The sequence below is a fragment of the Bacillus hominis genome (assembly GCF_030348325.1).
Classification (GTDB): domain Bacteria; phylum Bacillota; class Bacilli; order Bacillales; family Bacillaceae_G; genus Bacillus_A; species Bacillus_A hominis.
This window is the reverse complement of record NZ_JAUCFS010000005.1, coordinates 2,248,181-2,267,894: the sequence shown is the minus strand read 5'-3', so window position 1 is coordinate 2,267,894 and position 19,714 is coordinate 2,248,181. Positions and strand designations below refer to the sequence as shown.

Sequence of the window (19,714 nt, the reverse complement as noted above, 5' to 3'; positions counted from 1 at the left end):
AAAGTATTTAAATTAATATTTAAAACTCAGTTAATACTGGGAATTTATAACCTTTAAAATCTAATTCTTTATTACTTCGAACCATTAAATACTTACTAGTCTGTAATTCTGTATATTGTACATCATCAATTCCTAATTGATCTGGGTAGAAATAAAATTCAATCTCCGTAAATTCCCCAGAGATTTCCTCACATAATTCATCTAAAATCGGAATTACCGGCGCAAATACTCCAAATAATTTTAGTTTTTGATTTTCTACTGTAAAAACAATCAGCGCATCTAATTTCTCTGAATAATAAAGGTTTTCATTCCATGTTGAATCATACATATTTAAATAAAACGAAGAGCGGTAATTTAACGTTGAAAATTTATTAGAAAGCCTTTGGCCATTTTCAATAATCTCATGTATTAATTGTCTATCCTCTTCATTATAAAAATCTAACTTTTTAAGTTGAGAATCTTTATCACTCTTGTTTTCGTATGATACTGTCATCAAATATTCTTGCACAATTTGAAAACCAAATGGTTTATATAGTTCCGGATTTTCAGTAAACAAGACCGCACACTCGCATCGCTCATCAATTTCCTCTATCATCTTACTAAACAATTGTTTCATTAATCCTCGTCTACGATAATTCGGATGTGTCATTACTGATTGAATACCCACTGCATTTATTTTTTCACCATTAATTAAAAGCGGAAGTGAAAATGCCGCAACATTTGCAATCGCCTTATCATCTTGTAAAAATGATAATGTTTTATATGTATAATCCCAATACCCTTTCTCTGAAAAATCCTGCAATGTTTGGCTCGTAATCCCAAATACTTCTTCAAATAAAGGAAATAACTGTTCTCTTCTCGGTTCTTCTAATAGAAAGTTTGCCATTTTTTCAACATTCCCCATGTTGTCCCTCCATACGTCGATTCCATTAATTTAGATATACTTATATGACCTGCTCTCAAAAAATAGGCCTTTCAAATCAATATAGTATCATAAAACTTTTAAGAATGGTTTAATTTATTTTATGTTTTGATTACCAAATAATAAGTCGAATAAACTAATATCGATATTTTAGGATATTAATATGTTTATTATATAATAAATTGTGCTTCCTACTTATCTTTCCGATATTAGAAATGCACCATTTTGCGCAAATATAATTCACCTATTCTTTCGTTCCTTCAAGTTGCTCCTTCATACTTTAATTGTATTTGATGTAATGGAATCTTTAATTCAAATGGTCGCACAAGGTATGGGAATTACAGTGTTACCAAAACCTTATATAGAATTTTTGCAAAGTGAGCACATACAAGCTATTCAAATTGAAAACCCCACTCCAACAATAGATATAGGACTTATTTATAGGAAAGATAAATACATGTGCGCTGCAACTCAAGAATTTATTGGGCAACTAAAAATAACAGTACATTCTTTACAAAACTAATGGTAGTTATAAACCCGTTGACCAGATCAAACCTGAAGAAATCAAAAAAAGAGCTAGAAGGAATGCTAAAAGATTCTTTTAAAAGGTCGTTTGAACAAAATATAGATTTTAATTGAAAGTAAAGAATCTGAATTTTGTTGAACACTATTTTTTACGGAACAAAACAATTTAACATGATAAAATAATATTCGGATGGGAGTCCAATACATATTATTAAAATTAAGATGGTTCAAGTCGGAGGAAGGCACCTTAGGGTGTCTTTTCTTTTTTCTTAAAAGGGTATCGTCAGCATTTCGGAAAAAGAGCGTGCTAAGAGCATGCAAGATTTTATACAGTTTTTCGGCTAATCCAGTAACAAACGAGAACTATAAAACCGCGCCAAGATTGGAGTGTATAAACAATTGCATAGATCGATAGAACAAAAAAGGAGGTTCCCCTGTAAAAATGGGACTTCCCCTTGTTCTTGCTACCGATAATTTTGTGTTATGTTAATTATTGCTGTATATAGTATTCATTTTTTATCTCTTATCAAATTACATTCATAATCCTTAATTTCCTTATCATTCACCACATATGGGGAAATATCCTCACGAATAAATCGTACTGCATTCAATCCTATCATTTGGGCTGGTATTGACGTATTGCCGTCCGGTAAAATAGGAGCGATGGAAAGATCAGCGACTTTAAGATTTTTGGTTCCAAATACATTCAGGGATTCGTTAACAACTCCATCTTCAATACTCTTACCCATTTTACATTGCCCTCCATAATGAGCTAAATTTGTGTAGCTGGCCTTAGCGTAATCAGCAAGCAGAGTTCGTTTTTCTTCTTCGTTGGTTAAATTAAATATATTTTCAGGAGGGTATACAACCTTATATATACCATTTGGATCTAGTTCACGAGCTTTCATCATAATATTGAAAGTCTTAATATATTGACCCACCATAAAATTTAAGTCATCAGGATTTGCTAATGGATTAAAATTAATCGATGGATAAGCTTCTGGATCGCTATGTGCAACTGTAATCTTACCTTTGCTTTTCGGGTTAAGGTCTGTCATCGCAAGACTTATAACATTGCTCTGCTTGTTCGGGTTAAATTGCCATTGATTAATAAATACATCTTGAATCGGGAGAAAGATTGATAGTGGAAAGCCTATTAGTTGAAGGCGACGACCGCCAAGCTCTTCTTCCTTTTTAAAAGCACCTAATGCTATTGGCTGATCAGGGTCAGCAGACAATACCTGTAGAAGACGAGTTGTTTCTACTTCTACTCCCATCCCAATAGCATAATGAGTTTGAAAGTTGTGACCAACATTTTGGTTTTCTACTAATGTTGAAATTCCTGCTGCAGCCAAATCAGTCGGTTTTCCGATACCTGAACGTTGTAGAATAACCGAGGAAAACATACCTGCAGAGACAATGACTCCTTTTCTGGCATAACTTCGTTGTGACACCCCGTTCCTAACATATTGAACGCCAATAGCAATGCTATCCCCTTTTTTTTCTTTAAATAGAATTTTATCTACTGTTGTCTTTGCAAAAATGACCAATTTTCTTTGATCAACCCCAAACTCATCCGGATGGTATTCATTCCCTTGCGTGACAATATTTTCATTTAAATATCCGGTTGCAGTAGAGGAACGGACAAATTTTCCATCTTCTATTTCTTTTTGGATAAATTGTGTTTTGAAAAATGTACAATCTCTTATGCCTGTATTGTAATCTTCGACAATTGGTATACCTAAAACATCTGAAGTGGCTTGTGCTAGGGTTTGGATTAATCCTTGATCAGGAATGTTTTGTTGTCTAATAAAAATAGGGCCGTTACTTCCACGTTCTTGAGGGCTTTGTGTCATTCCTGTATACGTTTCATTTTCAATAAATAATGAGCGAATACTATCGTAATTCCATGCGTTACTTTCAACTAATTGTGCCCATGTATCATAAAGATCACGACTGCCACGTACTGCAGCCATAAAATTATGTTGCGAGCCTCCACCAATTACTCTACCACCCAACAATCTGAGTGGACGTCCAATATTTTCCTCTATTTTAGAAAGCGCGTTAAAGGAAAGCTTATTATCATTAGCTAAATTTACTGCTGTCACAATAGAAGGGCTACTGTTTGGCATATTCGTTCCTGCTTCAAGGACGAGGACTGAAGTTTTTTTGTCATCAGTTAATTTTTTAGCGATTACTCCTCCGGCAGTACCTGCACCAATCACGATGTAATCAAAAATATATTTTTTTGACATGCTATTATTCCTTTCAATATAAAATTTAAAACAACAAATTCAAGTACAATATACTATGAATATATCGGACTGGATGCCTGTACTTATGAAGGAGATTAATAGTTTAGTAAAGGCTTAGTTATTATAATAGGACGTTATGTTAACTATATATGAATATCATATTCATCCAAATTTGCACAAAATTGTCCTTACTAGCGGTACAATTAAAATTAGTAGCAATGCATTTTTAGAACCTCTTAACGTATAAAAATATACGTGCTACCCCTTTACGAAAAAATTCCTACACCATGTGCAGGTTTGTCACGCCATCTTTAGTAATGGTAACCATATTCTCACTTCTATGATCTTTAACTTTATAACCGCGAGATTTTAACATCTTTTTGAGTGATGTTATAACGTTACAACGGTGTAAACCAATGGTTTTACCACACATACCAAAGTTTTCACCCTCAAATGATTCCATCGCCCGCATAACATAGGAAAGAGCCATTGTTGCTGTCTTCCCAGCACGAATGGAGGCCATCACAAATAATCCCGTCATAATCTTTAACGGGACTGTTAGGCTTCCACCAGGTTAATACCTTCAGCTGCTTCTTGGAAAATAGCTTAAATTTAAAGAGAGCAGGTTTCTTTTTACACTTCGGAAGCGTCGTCATAGTCATCCCACACTTCCTCTATCTTTCCTTCTAGCGTTTACTTGAAACCAACGTCTTCGGATTCTTCACTATCTTTACCTTTAAGGCGAGCAATCTCAGCATTAGCTTTCTTTATCTGAACATCATGCATTTATTCGGTCTATTTTTTCCTTTTCGCGAAAAAATTTCAACTTTAGGGAAATTCAAATTATATTTGATTGAAATAAAGAAAACAATCATAAAGTAAAAACTGGGAAACCTTAATCATAAACGGTTTTCCAGCTTTTAACCTATACTAAATAATCCCCTTTTCCACCAATGTCTCTGCGATTTGAACTGAGTTCCAAGCCGCACCTTTTAATAAATTATCAGAAACGATCCAAAGATGGAATCCTTTTGGTGTATCAGGATCTTTACGTATTCTACCTACAAATGTATCTCTTTTACCCTCTGCACATAATGGCGTTGGATAAATTTGTTCACTAGGATTATCTTGTAAAATAACACCTGGTGCATCCCGTAGTACGTCTTTAATTTCTGCAACGGTCGCTTCTTTTTCAAGTTCAATATAAACCGATTCAGAATGCCCCGATACAACTGGAACTCTGACACATGTAGCTGCCATTTTCAGATTTGGATCTTCTAAAATTTTCTTCGTTTCTTGAATCATCTTTACTTCTTCGAATGTGAAATCATTGTCTGTAAATATATCTACTTGAGGCAATACATTAAACGCAATTGGATAATGTTTTTTATCTTTTTTTACTGGCAATATATCACTCTTCACCTCATCACCTGCAAGCATTGACTTAGCCTGTTCTTTTAATTCATGAATCGCATGAATTCCTGAGCCTGATACGGCTTGATACGTTGAAACAATAATTCGTTCTAAACCAAATGATTGTCGAATTGGTTGAAGAGCTGTTACCATCTGTAGTGCTGAGCAATTTGGAACTGCAATGATCCCTTTATGTTCCCTTAAAGTGTGTGCATTTACTTCTGGAACAACGAGTGGTACATCGTGTGCCATTCGGTATTCACTTGTGTTGTCGATTACGATCGCACCGCTAGATACTGCGTGATTTACATATTGTCTAGAAACTTCTCCTCCAGCACTAAAAAATGCAATATCTATCCCTTCAAAACTAGTTGTTTTTGCCTCTTGTATAATAATCTCTCGCCCTTTAAATTGTACTGTCTTTCCAGCAGATCGTTTTGACGAAAGTAATGTAACTTCTTCTATATTAAACTTCTGTTCTCGCTCTAACAATTCAATGATTTTTTGTCCTACTGCACCTGTAGCTCCAACAACAGCTACATGATAGCCCTTTTCGCTCATTTTTTTCTCCTCCAATATCCTTTGAATAAATTTCTCCACAACTTAATTTTAAAAGAAATTTAATCATTTGAAAAATTGAAATACATGATATAATCGATCACAAATCATGATAATAAAAGAGGTATCATTTATGGAGATGAGACATGTTAAAACATTTTGTGCCATTGTTAAGCATGGTGGTTTTTCGAAAGCTGCTCATGCATTAGGTTATGCGCAACCTACTGTTACAGCGCATATTAAAGCATTAGAGAACGATTTAAACATTCCTCTTTTCGATCGTTTAGGCAAAAAAGTACTTCTTACAAAAGCAGGTTATCAATTTCATCCTTATGCATTAGAATTACTTTCTATTTATGATAAAGCTCAAGAAATCCCTCAAAACAGTGAGCATTTAGAAGGAACATTAACTATTACATCTAATGAATCATTGGCAGTATATCGTTTACCACAATTATTACGTACTTACAAACAGGAAAATCCGAAAGTAAATATCGTTCTTGAGACAAATACAAATGAACAAGCACTGAAAAAACTACATGAAGGGGAAACCGATGTTATCTTCATAATTGGAGAAAGTATAGAGCATAATGATTTTATTACATACAATTTATGTAATGAAACATTTGGATGGATTTTCCCTGCTCATTTCCCTTCAAACACTGATCCACTCCTTTTATTACAAGATACTCAATTTATATTTACAGAACAAAGCTGCGGCTATAGACCAATGGTAGATCGTTTTTTACGTCAAAGCGGAAGAAATCCTAATAAAACATTTGAGACTTCCAATGTTGAAGTCATTAAACAATCCGTTATGTGTGAGTTAGGAATTTCTATTCTCCCTTACATCGTTGTACAAGAAAGTTATCAAAAAGAGCAACTCTGTTTCCAGCCCATCGAAACTCCAGCAGTCATTCAAAGCCATGTAATCTATCATAAATCTAGATGGATCCCCCCGGTATTACAATCGTTTCTTTCACTATTTGAGAAACTAGAAAAGTAAAAGAGTAATAAAAAAAATGAGTAACTGCTCTAAAAAGCAATTACTCATTTTTGTTAAAATATTTGCGTTTATCACAACAAAGATGTTTCAAAATCAATATGTATATTATTTATTAGCCTGTCCCCCACCTGCAATTAATTTACTACCTGAATATGTACCTTTTTGTATAAACACTTGATTAATTAATTCCTTTTGTTCCGCTTGTGACATTACTCCTTTTCCTTCTCCTAAATTCCCACTTTGTAATTTCCAAATTTTATTGTGATCCGTATCAACCTTTTCATATTTTCCTTGTTTCCATCGTTCTAAAATATCCACATATGTACTTTTTTGTGCAACATCATTACTGTTTATAATTTCAAGTAAACTTTCAATACGTTCTTGTGTAATAAAAATATAACCCCATTTTTGATCAGCTTTCGTTTTTTGATGTGCCATTTCATGTAATGCTGTCTGTATGTTCTCATCTGTCCATTTAAAATTTTTATTAAAACCGCTATTCGGTAATGAATGATTGCCATTTTCTAAAAGCTTTGCATCTTCCGCTTTTACATTAATATCAGCTAACACTTCTATTGCGGGAGCTGCTGGTGTTGTCTTTTTCGCAGCTGGTTTACTATTATTTAAATAATACAGCATACCATATGTTAAACCTACTCCAATTACTGCCATACCAGCTATAATTCCTATTATTTTAAAGAATGTTTTCATCTCGTCTGTTTCCTCCCAAATATCCCTTTTCATAATTTCTATCTATTAAAAGCAGGTGTAGCATATTTTTTTCATACTACTTAATATAAATATAACTATTACTTTCCAAAAATGTAGCAACGCCATCTTCATCGTTACTTTTCGCAATAAATTTAGCAACAGATTTTAATTCCTCAACAGCATTACTCATCGCTACACCAATCCCACACTTCTCTATCATTTCCATATCATTGTAGTCATCTCCAAATGCAATCACTTCAGATGCGTCTCGATTTAGATGCTGTAGAACATGCTGAATACTATTCCATTTTGAAACATCTGTATGCATAATTTGACACAATGTTCCGTTATCTGTAATGACTGCCTTACACTCATCAGGCAATTCCTTAGTGAACTCCTTATTTATTGGACCATTAGTACAAACAATTAATTTAGAGGCTTTTTCAAAGTTTAGCTTTCTTATATCCATGACTTCACACGGCACATCACCAAAATAATCAGTAACATCAAAATTTGAGTACAGCTTATCATTTATTTCAAGACAAATCTGATGAAGATTATATTTTTTTGCTATTTCTATAATTTCTAAAATATTATTTTTAGAAATCTTCATTTCATATAAAATATCCTTTCCTTTAAGAACTAGAGCTCCGTTATAACAAATGATAATCTCATTCTTTAACACATTGGGAATATACTGATTTATAGCTCTTGGAGGCCTTGCCGTAGCAAAAATTAGTTCGTCTCCATTATTTTTGCACTCCCTCAAAATATTAATAGATTTCTCTGAAATTGTTTTATCACTTCTTAATAAAGTCCCATCAAGATCTGAAATTATAATCTTTTTCATGTTTGTATTTATTCCCCCTTCAAAAATTATACTTGATACAATAAATACTAGTTGAACTAATCTAGCTTATACAGGCGATTGATCTCCCACCTAACTTCTTTATCCCAGCTTGATTTTGAACCTTACTACCAGTTACCGTAAATACGAGATAACTCTATTACATGATTACTATTTCCTAAATCACATGTATATTTCCTTATATTGTATTTCTTTTCTTTATAAATTGAAAGATTATTCTGTCTAAAAATACCTTCTTTTTCAAATGCAAATTCTACTTTAAGCATTTCATTTTAAGTTTATAAAAATAAATGTTAGCCTAATATTTAAAGGAGATGAATAAGTTTATCCTTCTCAACTTTTCTTACCTAAATATACAAACGCTATTAAGAAAAATGAAACAGCAAACTTACAAATTTTAAAAACAATATATAATTCGAACTCACATATTCAATATGTATAAAAAACAACGAGTACCTTATAAGGCACTCGTTGTTTTTTTATGCACGATTCTCTTTTAACCACTTCGTAATAGCATTTAGTCTAGAAACATCAAAACGTCTTTCTTCACACACGTTTAAGCTGTTTAAACTTTTCACAATTTCTAATTCATTCGACTTTACACTTTTCGCTTCAATCAATTTACAGTACCCGTCTGTGACGGTATTGAGATTTTCATAATAACGCTGAAATGCTTTAGATATATGTAAATGTTTTTCAAAGTTTCTTCTTTTTTTCGTTTGATCAGATTCTTTCCGTTTTCTAAGTTCTTCATCACCCGTGTATAAATAAAAATATTGATCAGGAAAACCAATTTCCCTATTTATCAACTTTTCTTTATAAAAATTTTCTATTAAAGATAATGGTTGATTAAATATATCAAAATGAAAACACCAATTATAACTAAGTGGCTGATAAATATCACCATCAAGTATTACTATTTCATATTGCTGTGATTTCTGCACTGCCATATTCCAGCGCTCCACTTGTTTTTCAAAATACCATGTTCTATGTTCATTTCTAGGTCTTTCAAATAAAACGTTAACTTCTGGAATAATAAATGCACCGTAATTTCTTTCTAATTCTCGACATGTTGTACTCTTACCAACTGCGCTCGCTCCCTCAAACGCTATAATCCCCATATTTTCTCCCTCTTTCATTAGCTAACATCTCGTTGTTTCGACTTTCGCCCCCACAACTGTTTCCATAAAACGATTGAAGCAATTGAAAGCACTATTGTTGTAATGATACTACCTTCAATACCAAATGAGCCTCCATGAAGCACTTCTGATCCATTTGTTACAGGTTTAAATAGTGGCGTTGAGTATATCGTCATACCACTAACTGCAAAACCATAGATGTTATATTGCGCCCAATTCCAAATAGAATGCCACGCGCATATCCCCCAAAGACTACTGTCTTTTAATACGTAAAAAGCTGCAAATACACCAACTAATATTATATTCGATATTGAAAGAATTGTAATACCTGGATTAAGTAAATGAAGAAAACCAAATAAAAACGACGTCACAACAATCCCAATCCATATACGGCTTCTAACAGAAAGAACTGGGAATAACCAACCTCGTACAATAATTTCTTCAGTTGCCCCTTGTATTAAAAATGCAACTAAAGATCCTACAATACCAAATATCGCGGTTAGCGTAATTTGTTGCATTTGTAGTTTTACAATTCCTGTTAATAAAAGTATCATTACTGGTATTGAAATGAAAATAAACCCTATGAATGCACCTCTCAAATATTTTCTTATCCATTGATCTTTCCAAAAACCAATTGATGAAAATGATCGTTTCTCTACAAATCTAATCCATAAAAAAACAAAAAATATAGCACCGCCAAACGTTAGTATCATCTCAATATTACTATAAACCGCCTTTATAAAGGTTGTTTCTGCTTTCGGTAAAAACAGCATAAATAACATAAACAATTCACCTAACGTTAAAAATACAATTGCAAGTATAACAGCGAATATAGGATGAACTTTTCTTCTTCCTTCTTTTGCTGCTTCAATTATTTTAAATTGTTTATTGTGCAATATTCTATCCCCCTCCTAATTATTGTACTCATCAGTATTCTTAAAATATATATAGCCTTTCCTTTAAACTTATTTTTTAATATAAATGATTTTTGTTTGGAATAAATCTAGATTAGGAATAATATATAAATAAAAAAGATGACTTTGTGCCTTTTACCATTTTCTCCTCACATTACAGAATTTATGATACGGGAAAGCCCACGCAGGACTTTAGCCCGTCTTTAGACGTGGGATGAAAGCATCGTTTTTGCATAACAAAACACGGTATACTTTATTCATAGTCATGCAAAAGACGTAAAAACATTTGAGAACGAACAATCTGTACGATATGGTCACAGTACCGTAGCCCACGAACCTATATGGTCTGTTGTGGGAGTGGTGATGGCACACCGCAATCTTGCACGTCAGCGATACCAGAAATGGACTTCGCCTTTGGTAGCAAGAATCCCACTGACGTTAGTCAGCTAGCCCCTTTAGGGGTGGGAGTGTCAATTACTGGTATTACCAGCACTTGCTATTTCACACCATTTGTTGTAAGATAGTAATTAAGGTCAATTTCACACTATATTTTCTTTGCATATTATCAAGTATCAATCAGGGACATCTTTTACTCCTTATGGGTTTTTGATAATATGTGAACTTTTATTTTCAATCAAATAAGGCCGATCATATTGTAATCTTTTTAAATTTTAGGAGGCATTACCATGACATTAACAGGTAAAGTAAAATGGTTTAACAGCGAAAAAGGTTTCGGTTTCATCGAAGTTGCAGACGGTAACGACGTATTCGTTCACTTCTCAGCTATCACTGGCGACGGCTTCAAATCTCTTGACGAAGGTCAAGAAGTTAGCTTCGAAGTTGAAGACGGTAACCGTGGACCTCAAGCTAAAAACGTTGTAAAGCTATAATTCAAACAATAAAAAGGTTGTTACCAGCTCGGTTAACAACCTTTTTAATATATAACTAAAAATTTTTACATAAAAGGAGTGGTTACATGTATCGCAATCGAAAGAACGATGTAGCAGAAGTACCACCAGAACAAACCCCTGTTTGGGAATGTGAATCAGAGGATTGTTTAGGATGGATGAGAAAGAACTTTTCATTTGAAGAAGAGCCTAAATGCCCTTTATGTAAAAGCAGTATGAAAAGCGGAGAACGTCTATTACCTAAAATAGGTTGATTTTTACAAGCCCCTCTTATTTAAAATAAGAGGGGCTTTTTATTAATAATGAACATCCTCTATATCTGTTCGTACAATAGAATACATTAATGCATCGTGTTGCTTATTTCCTTGATGAATGTATCCACGTAACAGCCCTTCTTGTTGAAAACCTAATTTAGATAACATATTACACGAAGTTATATTTTCAGGATATGTAATAGCTCCAATTCTAAATAAACCTAAATCTCGAAATCCATAAGTAATAATTTCTCGAGCAGCTTCAGAAGCATAGCCATTCCCCCAATAACGAGGATGCAAATCATATCCAATCTCTGAGCGTTTACTCCAAAGTTGTAAGTTATTTAATCCAATTGTCCCTACTAAAGTATTTGTATCTTTTAATACAATCCCCCAACGTATTGCCTTTTTCTCAAAGTAATTTTTTGAAAAAGATTCAATCATACGTGAAGCTTGTCCAAACTCAGTAAAAGAATTCATACCGTAATAACACGTTACCTCATCTAATGAAAATATTTCATATATTTTTTGACAATAAGATTGTTCTATTTCAACTAAACGCAAACGCTCTGTTTCTAACATAGGAAATGCCATAGGATCACTCCTTTCTCTCTACTAATTCATTATAGCAGAAAAAATATTTATGATTAGGAAAGTCCTCAATGTTCCATAAATCAAACATTTCTAGCGATACTTATCTCTTTATTCTATACTAGCTAATTGTATACCTTCTTACCTTTTGATTACTACTAGTGCATCATGCTTTTATGGCTATAGATTGAACTTAAAATTATCAATAATTGTAAATAGGTTATTATAATGATAAAATTATTAATATTTTGTTCTTGAAAATTGAAAACAACAAGAATAAAGAGATGATCATCTCTTTATTCTCTATTTATATGTAACTAACGCTCAATGCCAAGGAGCTGTTTGTCTCCAGTTCTCCTTTTCTCACCTTCATTTTAAACATAAATTGTATTTTTCTCATTTCCATCACTCCATTCGTAATATTATATTTTATAAATTTGGCGACATTTTCCCCTTCTAAATAAACACCCTAATTAATACACTTGTGTTAAAATATAGAAAAATTCACATTTCTATCATGGAGGTGTATAATTTCTATGTATATTTTTATTGGCTTATCTCTCTTACTCATTTTTCTCATTTTTTTATTCGCAAAAAAATTCACACCAAACTCATTCATGATGACTAATTTTAAAGGAAATAGCTTTAAGACATTTTCAATTGGCATTTTAATCGCAGCTACACTCTCTCTTTCATATGGAATCTATCATGCAGCAACATACCAGCCTCGTTATTTAGATATTAAATTACAAAATCAAAATTACACCGTTTTCGGTAATGTTGGTGAATTCGGTTATTTCTCAGAAAAATTACTAAAAAAAGATGCGGAAGTTGAACTATATTTCGTCTCTTGGGAAGTAATGCAGTTGGAAAATCCAGAAATACTAATAGAGTACCCTTCAGGAAAACAGGAAACATGGAAGCCAAATATAATTTTAATACCTACAAATAAGTTAAAAGAAAAACATAATATAAAAGAAATTTATCAACTATCACCGTATTCATTTAAAGAGTCTGGAAAAATAACATTAACAATTAAAGAGAAAAAGGCAACAATTAAAAAAGTTTCAATTCAAGTGAGATAAATACAAATAAAATGCCCCTCCATTATGCTGGAGGGACATTTTATTTGTATTCTACATTATTTTGATGGTTTATTTAATGTCGCAATTATTTCATTTGCAGTATTCTTCCCGTTTCCAATACACGCACCAATTCCGACACCGTAATATGAAGCGCCAGCTAAGTATACATTAGGATACAAATCCATCAATTTTTCTTGTAATCCTTGCACTGCTTGATTATGTTCTAAATGATATTTCGGCATTAAATCTTTCCAATTTGTAACTTCAATTACTTCCGGTTCACCTTTAATTTCGAGACTCTTTTCAATATCATATAAAGCAACTCGGACTAATTCTGCTTCACTATAATTTTTAATCGTTTCATATACTGGATTTGTGCTCTTATAAAACATTCTTACTAACAGCTTTTGTTTACTAGACGTGTGTTTCCACTTTCGGCTCGTCCATGTACAAGCATCACAATGTAAATCACTATTTTCTGAAACGATAAACCCTGTACCATCTGCCGGTAGTTGTTCATCTGGTATTTCAAAACCTAAGTAAATACTAATAAGCGATGAATTTTTAAATTTATTAAAATGCTCGTTTAACTCACTAGACTGTAATAAAGTTTGTGCGATATCATGCGGAGCTGCTAAAACAACATAATCAGCTTGTATTGTCTCATGATTTGCAAAAGAAACCTCATATCGATCACCTTGTTTACTTACAGCTGTCGTTACAGCACCTTTTTTAATGACCGTCTCATTCAGCACTTCTTCTAAGCGATCAATAATCGTAGATAGTCCACCTTTAAATGATACAAACTTTTTATTTCCTGCTGAATGAAATTGCTTTTTATTCTCTTCAAAACCTTTAATAATACTTCCATATTTATTTTTATAATCCAGTAAATATGGCAATGTAGATGCCATAGTAAGTTCATTTAATTTACCAGAATATACACCTGAAAGTACAGGAGCGATTTGTTTTTCAACTAATTCTTTTCCTAAGAAGCTTTCCAAAAATATAGCAAGTGATGTATCCTTTGTAAACTCTTTATTTTTCGTTATAAAATCTTTTAAAGCAACAATCTTCCCTTTCGTTGAGACAAGTGTACTGCTAAATAATGATTCAACACTCATAGGGATCCCAAATATAGTGTCAGAAGGAATTGGATGCAATATGTTATCAGCGTATATGTAAGAAATACCTGTTTCGTTATATACCATTTCACCTTCTAAATTTAAATCTTTTACAAGCGGCAAAACATGTTCATTACGAGCTACGATTGAATCTGCTCCTGATTCCATAATAAAATCCTTTTCTTCCACACTGTGGATCTTCCCACCTAAATACTCTTCTTTCTCTATCAGGATTAAATTCAAATCTATATTATAATCCTTCTTTAATTTTTCTAAATAAAACATAGTAGAAAGTCCAGTAATACCTCCACCGATGACAACGACTGTTTTCATATTTGCTGCGCTCCTAACCGATACAATTAATAAATCCTATTTTATTATACCCAAAACTCCTCATATTCGACTAGCAGCTTGCGCATTCTGTAAGAAATTAGACAATATATATAAATAAAAAAGAACTATAACATAATTCAAATCACGTCATAGTTCTCTCTATTCTAAAAACATAAACCAATTTATTAATTTGTCTATTTCTTGGCTAAGCGCTATTACTTTTTCATGTTGCAATCCATAATTTGAGACTAAATACAATAACTCTTCTTTTTTCAATTCAATTACTTTTTCTAACTTTACTAATTCCATGTCGTCTTTATTCGCTCCAATTTTAAAATATATGTATTTTAGTATAGCCTACTTACATAATAAGTAAAAGTCTCATACTAATGTAAAATCTTACATATTTGAAAAAATAATATAATACTAACAAAAAAAGAGACTTACACTAAGTCCCTTTTTACAGATCGTATTAATTCTCTACCATCTGTTAGTCGCTAATAATACAACGAAATTTATCTAACGTTTTATTTTTATATTCTGGAGCTCTTTTCAAGTGATCGAAATAACTGTATGAAAATTTAAATATATGTCCAAAATCCCAATTCAATTCACTATAGTCTTTATGCCAAAATACGTTTTCAATCGGAAGTATATCAACTTGTTTTGCTTGTATGAGCGGTAGACGATCTACTGGAGAGTTTATATTTATATGATTATTCGATGTGAAATCGCGACTTTTTCTAAGTACATAAACTAGCTTTAATAGTGGTTTTATTCCTCGTTGAAATAATTCTATATGTCCTAAGTCATATAATATATTAATAGCATGCGAAAAAGTTAGCATATGACCAATTAAATCGTGATGTGATTCTGCCCTATAAATAATATTGAATTTAGATAGCTCATTTAAAATGAATTTAGATAATTGCTTTGGATTTTTAATTTTAATCTCATCATTATTTATAATTAGTTGCTTTACTTCTTTAGTTGTAAGACCAATCCAAGATCTACCTGGAATTGTTTTTTGAAACGATAATATAAGGTTTGCAATATTATTAATATCTTGGTCACTCCCCCAATGACATAACTCCTTAATTGCTAATAAACTTAAAGAAGCGTAAATTACATTATGACCAACCCAATGGAGTTCATCAATTGTTTGTTCCAAAGATTTGATTATCGTTTCTTCAGCACTTTGATAATCGACCCCTTGTTTATTATCAATTGTTTCGCCTAACCTTTGCTTATGAAGCATCATTTTCGTTTGAGAATAAATGTTACATGCGGTTTCTTCATCAATGCTATTATCTTTCGTAAAAAAATAACTAGCAATTGCAGCTGCTCCAAAATGCGCATGCCAAATATCATTTGTTTCTTTTTTACATTGAGATATAATTGAAAGCCCCTCTTTTAATACATTTATATTTTCCATATCTATTATCCCCTCTCAATCCTAATAAAAATGGCCTTTTAGCATCTACAAAGTTGCCAAAAAGCCAGGTAAAAACTCTCGAAACATTTCTACCTTAGCTTAACGAAGGTGTTAACACAAATAAGATATGATTCATCTCATCACTCTTATTCAAAAATCTATGCTTCACATTCGGTGGAATACGCACAACATCTCCTTCTTCTAAAAAATATTCATTCCCCTCAAGTTCCACATACACTTCACCCTTCATTACAACAGCAATTTCTTCTTTATCTTCGTGAGAATAATGACTTTCTGTTGTATTTGCGTGTTCATTTAAATCCATCATTAGCATTTCAATGCGAGCTTTCATAAAGTCTGGTGTTAACACATCATAAACAATATGATCATTATTTTCTCGATATACTTTTTTCCGATCTTTCTTCTTCGAAATAAGCGTGTCTGTATCAATATCATTAATAAAAAGAGTAAATAGCGGTACATTTAATGCTTTCGCTATTAATTCCAATACATTTAAAGAAGGATTGGCATGTCCCCTTTCAATTTGACTAATAAGTGAAGTACTGATTCCTGCATAATCAGCAAATTCACGAATCGTCATATTATTTTTCTTACGATAACTTAAAACAGTTTGACCTAGTCGATAATGAATCATTGTTACAACTTCCTTTCGTCCATCATAATACATCTTTCATTCCTTTTGTGCTGACATACTAAACAGTGGTAATTAATCCTTCCTTATTTCATCTTAGGCTTATATACTAACTTTTGTACATTATATTATATACAGTTTATTATAATAAACAATCAAACGGAGGGACAAACTTTGAAATCACCTATTCTTTCATATTTCACCTTATTTTTCGGCGTGTTCGCCTTATCTACTTCAGCAATCTTCGTAAAAATAGCAGATGCTCCTGCAGCAATCACTGCTTTTTATCGATTATTGTTTGCTACAGCAATTCTTTTACCATTTCTAATATTTAATACAAACAATCGAAGCGAACTTCGCTCATTATCAAAAAAACAATGGGGATTTGGACTCTTATCTGGATTATTTCTAGCAGCTCATTATGTCCTATGGTTTGAATCATTACAGTATACTTCTGTAGCTAGTTCTACAGTTATCGTAACGTTGCAACCTTTATTTTCAATGGTCGGTGGTTATTTTTTATTTAAGGAAAGGTTTACGAAAGGTGCGATTGTAGGCTGCCTTATTGCAATTTCAGGAAGTATCGTGATTGGGTGGCAAGATTTTCAAATTAGTGGCGAGGCTTTATACGGCGATATTTTAGCTTTTATTGCTGCTGGCGTCATAACAGCTTACTTTTTCATTAGTCAACATGTTCGTAAAGACCTATCCCTAATACCGTATTCGGTAATTAGTTATGGCAGCAGTTCACTCTTTCTCGGTATATTTGCTTACACTCAGCAGTCATTTTTCTTCAATTACTCTGCACAAACATGGTGGTCCTTTATAGGTCTAGCATTCATTGCAACGATTTTAGGACAAACAATTTTCAATTGGTTATTAAAATGGATGAGTACTACTGTTATTTCAATGAGTATTTTAGGAGAAACGATTGGAACGTGCATATTAGCGTATTTCATTTTGAATGAAACGATTTCGTTACAGCAAGGTGCAGGTATTTTACTTATTTTTATTGGATTAACCTTGTTTTTGCTTCAACCGAAGCTGCCGAATCGTAATCAACAATTTCAAAAAGCAAGAAAAGCATGACATTAGTTTGCCATGCTTTTCTTGCTTATTTATTATTGCGGAGATTGTTCCATCTGTTTTTGCTGTAACCTTTGCTCCAATACATGAATCATGAAGAGGAAATGCTCTGCTTCTCTTGTAACATGATCCGCAAGCAATGGATTTATGACACTTCGAATTTGGCATGTTTGAATTAACTCTAACCCTGCTTTTTTGAAATTCCTTAACTCAACAGTGGCATTTTCACTATCCTTATTCATTTTTCCTATAATCGGATATGTTGGTTCTTTTTGATATAACATGGATTCAACATCTCTAGCTTGATTTAGAAGAACTTCAAAATCATCACCAAATTTCAGTGCTGTATGAACAAGATTTCTCTCCGATTGATCCAGTAATGACCCAATAAAACGGGAATGTTCCATCATAATACGTAACCAAAAAACATTCTCACTAATAATTGCATCTTGAATAGGATCCATTTTCCCCTCGTTAAACTTTTGGAGTGTCCGCATAAAATATTCTGCTTCTCGTGCAACATGATCCACTAAAAGTGGGAAATTAAACCCTTTTACCTTACAATTAATAATTAAAATAAGTAAATTTCTTTTATAATTACGAAAAGCATATACGAGTTGAATACTCTCTTCATTTAATTGCCGAACTGCTTGAACAGTTTGTGGAATAGTAAATGCTTTTTGCAGCTGCCTATCAAACAGATTATAAAATTGCTCAACTTGCTGAATTAAATTTTTATCGTTACGATTAAATCCCTCACCAAGAAATAAAGCATGCTCTTTCATTATACGTAACCAAAATCTATTTTCAGTTATAGATCGCTCAATAAATAATTGTTCTGTTAATGATTCAGGTGGAGCCGCTTTCAACTCCGGCGGCAAAAGCATAGCTCGCTGCGGGTCCATAATAAAATGGCCAGGAATAGGTTGTTCTTTTGACATTACAATCACTCCTTATTCCTTGAATACGCTATTTTGCTATGTATAAAAATAAATATAATTTAAATATACTTATGCGATGATTTTTTCAAGGTTTTTGAAATTTCCACATATACATTTCCCTATCTCATACTTTGGCGCAGGTTGATCTATACCTTTAATACGATGTTTATGTCCATTTTGTTCATTCCCCTTGCACATAGAAATAGATTCTATTAAGTAATATGCTTTCCACATCAAGATGATTCCTAATGCTTCACCTGCTAAAACATCCGTTAAATAAAAATTGCTCTTTACTTTTAATAAACTAAAAAAAGCATGGCGTCATTTTGCCATGCTTTTTTCAAAACAAATCGATATTTCAGTTCAATTTATACCTCTATTTATTATGTACAATCAAACCATTTGGTCTAAAACGACTCATCATGATTTCATTAATAAACTTTCCATGAGCCTTCAAATTCCCTATTTTTACACCTTCTTCTACAAATCCAAATTGTTCATATAAAGCTTTCGCTCCGGGATTCATTTCTAATACACCAAGTTCTACTCGCTCTAACATTAACCAATTGTCAGTAAGATCAAGCATTTTTGTAAGTAATGCTTTTCCAATTCCTTTATTGTGATATTCGCTATCTACTCCAATGAATAAATCTCCCGAGTGAGATCTACGTCCTGGACTTTGAGTTAAACCGATAAATCCAACAACTTCCCCATCATACTCTGCAACAAATTCAAATTGATTCGGTGCTAAATTCCGAATTCTATTCTCCATCGCATCTACGCGCATACTAGGTAAGAAAACCATATAAGGTAAAACATCATCTTGAATACATATACGATGAATTGCTCTAGCATCTTGTATTTCTACTGCTCTCACATTAATCTCCATCTTTCTCCCCTCCATTCAAATAATCATATAGACATTCTAATATGTTATGTAAAAATCCTTCCTGACCTCATTTAATTGTGTCATTTTCATACAATTATTTCGGTA

Annotated in this window: 22 protein-coding genes and 2 pseudogenes; 7 read left to right on the top strand and 17 right to left on the bottom strand. The window is 32.6% G+C overall.

Annotated elements, in window-relative coordinates; translation table 11 throughout:
* Positions 1 to 19: 19 nt before the first annotated feature.
* Positions 20 to 904, bottom strand: a complete 885-nt coding sequence (locus tag QUF93_RS14210; protein ID WP_289375488.1) for a GNAT family N-acetyltransferase — start codon at positions 902 to 904, stop codon at positions 20 to 22.
* A 202-nt stretch (positions 905 to 1,106) separates the two neighbouring features.
* Here QUF93_RS14210 and QUF93_RS14205 point away from each other — a divergent pair, with 202 nt between their 5' ends.
* Entirely contained in the window at positions 1,107 to 1,445 is a 339-nt protein-coding gene (locus QUF93_RS14205; RefSeq protein WP_289375487.1) for a LysR family transcriptional regulator substrate-binding protein, read from the top strand.
* 511 nt (positions 1,446 to 1,956) lie between these two features.
* On the opposite strand, the gene QUF93_RS14200 is transcribed toward QUF93_RS14205, so the two are convergent.
* The 3 genes and pseudogenes from QUF93_RS14200 to QUF93_RS14190 form a co-directional block, all read right to left on the bottom strand.
* On the bottom strand, positions 1,957 to 3,702 hold the full coding sequence (locus QUF93_RS14200) for a GMC family oxidoreductase (RefSeq protein ID WP_289375486.1): 1,746 nt from the start codon (positions 3,700 to 3,702) through the stop codon (positions 1,957 to 1,959).
* A gap of 283 nt (positions 3,703 to 3,985) precedes the next feature.
* Positions 3,986 to 4,364 (bottom strand): annotated as a pseudogene (locus QUF93_RS14195) (PBSX family phage terminase large subunit); the annotation flags it as partial.
* 268 nt (positions 4,365 to 4,632) lie between these two features.
* Entirely contained in the window at positions 4,633 to 5,676 is a 1,044-nt protein-coding gene (locus QUF93_RS14190; protein ID WP_289375485.1) for an aspartate-semialdehyde dehydrogenase, read from the bottom strand.
* A 130-nt stretch (positions 5,677 to 5,806) separates the two neighbouring features.
* Here QUF93_RS14190 and QUF93_RS14185 point away from each other — a divergent pair, with 130 nt between their 5' ends.
* Entirely contained in the window at positions 5,807 to 6,679 is an 873-nt protein-coding gene (locus QUF93_RS14185; RefSeq protein WP_289375483.1) for a LysR family transcriptional regulator, read from the top strand.
* 105 nt (positions 6,680 to 6,784) lie between these two features.
* On the opposite strand, the gene QUF93_RS14180 is transcribed toward QUF93_RS14185, so the two are convergent.
* From QUF93_RS14180 to QUF93_RS14170, 3 genes are all read right to left on the bottom strand, one after another.
* Entirely contained in the window at positions 6,785 to 7,390 is a 606-nt protein-coding gene (locus QUF93_RS14180) for a PRK06770 family protein (protein WP_289359157.1), read from the bottom strand.
* 76 nt (positions 7,391 to 7,466) lie between these two features.
* Positions 7,467 to 8,240 carry an HAD family hydrolase gene (locus QUF93_RS14175; RefSeq protein ID WP_289375482.1) on the bottom strand — a complete coding sequence of 258 codons (774 nt, stop codon included), beginning with the start codon at positions 8,238 to 8,240 and terminating at the stop codon, positions 7,467 to 7,469.
* Between the two features lie 125 nt (positions 8,241 to 8,365).
* Positions 8,366 to 8,524, bottom strand: a complete 159-nt coding sequence (locus QUF93_RS14170) for a hypothetical protein (protein WP_289375480.1) — start codon at positions 8,522 to 8,524, stop codon at positions 8,366 to 8,368.
* Between the two features lie 56 nt (positions 8,525 to 8,580).
* On the opposite strand from QUF93_RS14170, the pseudogene QUF93_RS14165 reads away from it, so the two are divergent.
* Positions 8,581 to 8,700: pseudogene (locus QUF93_RS14165) on the top strand (arginase family protein); the annotation flags it as partial.
* A 37-nt stretch (positions 8,701 to 8,737) separates the two neighbouring features.
* Here the strand turns inward: QUF93_RS14165 and QUF93_RS14160 are convergent.
* Together QUF93_RS14160 and QUF93_RS14155 are read right to left on the bottom strand one after the other, a co-directional pair.
* Positions 8,738 to 9,397 (bottom strand): nucleoside/nucleotide kinase family protein, encoded by a 660-nt coding sequence (locus QUF93_RS14160; protein WP_289375478.1) that lies wholly within the window; start codon positions 9,395 to 9,397, stop codon positions 8,738 to 8,740.
* Positions 9,397 to 10,293 carry a CPBP family intramembrane glutamic endopeptidase gene (locus QUF93_RS14155; RefSeq protein ID WP_289375477.1) on the bottom strand — a complete coding sequence of 299 codons (897 nt, stop codon included), beginning with the start codon at positions 10,291 to 10,293 and terminating at the stop codon, positions 9,397 to 9,399. Before QUF93_RS14155 ends, QUF93_RS14160 begins: the two co-directional genes overlap by 1 nt.
* A 704-nt stretch (positions 10,294 to 10,997) precedes the next feature.
* Between QUF93_RS14155 and cspD the strand changes: the two genes are divergently transcribed.
* Both cspD and QUF93_RS14145 read left to right on the top strand, forming a co-directional pair.
* Complete coding sequence (cspD, locus tag QUF93_RS14150) at positions 10,998 to 11,201, top strand: cold-shock protein CspD (protein ID WP_000176365.1); 204 nt, start codon at positions 10,998 to 11,000, stop codon at positions 11,199 to 11,201.
* Positions 11,202 to 11,287: 86 nt separating this feature from the next.
* Positions 11,288 to 11,473, top strand: coding sequence for a cold-shock protein (locus QUF93_RS14145; protein ID WP_000286202.1), 186 nt, complete (start codon positions 11,288 to 11,290; stop codon positions 11,471 to 11,473).
* Positions 11,474 to 11,515: 42 nt separating this feature from the next.
* On the opposite strand, the gene QUF93_RS14140 is transcribed toward QUF93_RS14145, so the two are convergent.
* Complete coding sequence (locus QUF93_RS14140; RefSeq protein WP_289375475.1) at positions 11,516 to 12,067, bottom strand: GNAT family N-acetyltransferase; 552 nt, start codon at positions 12,065 to 12,067, stop codon at positions 11,516 to 11,518.
* Positions 12,068 to 12,600: 533 nt separating this feature from the next.
* Here QUF93_RS14140 and QUF93_RS14135 point away from each other — a divergent pair.
* Positions 12,601 to 13,149: a hypothetical protein gene (locus tag QUF93_RS14135; RefSeq protein WP_088058829.1), complete on the top strand. Its 549-nt coding sequence runs from the start codon at positions 12,601 to 12,603 to the stop codon at positions 13,147 to 13,149.
* A 56-nt stretch (positions 13,150 to 13,205) separates the two neighbouring features.
* On the opposite strand, the gene QUF93_RS14130 is transcribed toward QUF93_RS14135, so the two are convergent.
* From QUF93_RS14130 to QUF93_RS14115, 4 genes are all read right to left on the bottom strand, one after another.
* The gene (locus tag QUF93_RS14130; protein ID WP_289375473.1) at positions 13,206 to 14,606 is read right to left on the bottom strand and encodes a protoporphyrinogen oxidase; all 1,401 of its coding nucleotides are present in this window, start codon (positions 14,604 to 14,606) and stop codon (positions 13,206 to 13,208) included.
* Positions 14,607 to 14,765: 159 nt separating this feature from the next.
* Positions 14,766 to 14,915: an aspartyl-phosphate phosphatase Spo0E family protein gene (locus tag QUF93_RS14125; protein WP_289375472.1), complete on the bottom strand. Its 150-nt coding sequence runs from the start codon at positions 14,913 to 14,915 to the stop codon at positions 14,766 to 14,768.
* A 181-nt stretch (positions 14,916 to 15,096) separates the two neighbouring features.
* Complete coding sequence (locus tag QUF93_RS14120; RefSeq protein WP_289375471.1) at positions 15,097 to 16,041, bottom strand: hypothetical protein; 945 nt, start codon at positions 16,039 to 16,041, stop codon at positions 15,097 to 15,099.
* 94 nt (positions 16,042 to 16,135) lie between these two features.
* On the bottom strand, positions 16,136 to 16,729 hold the full coding sequence (locus QUF93_RS14115) for a helix-turn-helix domain-containing protein (RefSeq protein WP_002119382.1): 594 nt from the start codon (positions 16,727 to 16,729) through the stop codon (positions 16,136 to 16,138).
* Between the two features lie 138 nt (positions 16,730 to 16,867).
* On the opposite strand from QUF93_RS14115, the gene QUF93_RS14110 reads away from it, so the two are divergent.
* On the top strand, positions 16,868 to 17,782 hold the full coding sequence (locus QUF93_RS14110) for a DMT family transporter (RefSeq protein WP_289375470.1): 915 nt from the start codon (positions 16,868 to 16,870) through the stop codon (positions 17,780 to 17,782).
* A 32-nt stretch (positions 17,783 to 17,814) separates the two neighbouring features.
* Here QUF93_RS14110 and QUF93_RS14105 read toward each other — a convergent pair whose 3' ends face one another.
* From QUF93_RS14105 to QUF93_RS14095, 3 genes are all read right to left on the bottom strand, one after another.
* Entirely contained in the window at positions 17,815 to 18,720 is a 906-nt protein-coding gene (locus QUF93_RS14105) for a DUF2935 domain-containing protein (RefSeq protein WP_098266777.1), read from the bottom strand.
* A gap of 69 nt (positions 18,721 to 18,789) precedes the next feature.
* Entirely contained in the window at positions 18,790 to 18,954 is a 165-nt protein-coding gene (locus QUF93_RS14100) for a hypothetical protein (RefSeq protein WP_289375467.1), read from the bottom strand.
* A gap of 142 nt (positions 18,955 to 19,096) precedes the next feature.
* On the bottom strand, positions 19,097 to 19,609 hold the full coding sequence (locus QUF93_RS14095) for a GNAT family N-acetyltransferase (protein ID WP_289375466.1): 513 nt from the start codon (positions 19,607 to 19,609) through the stop codon (positions 19,097 to 19,099).
* Positions 19,610 to 19,714: the final 105 nt, after the last annotated feature.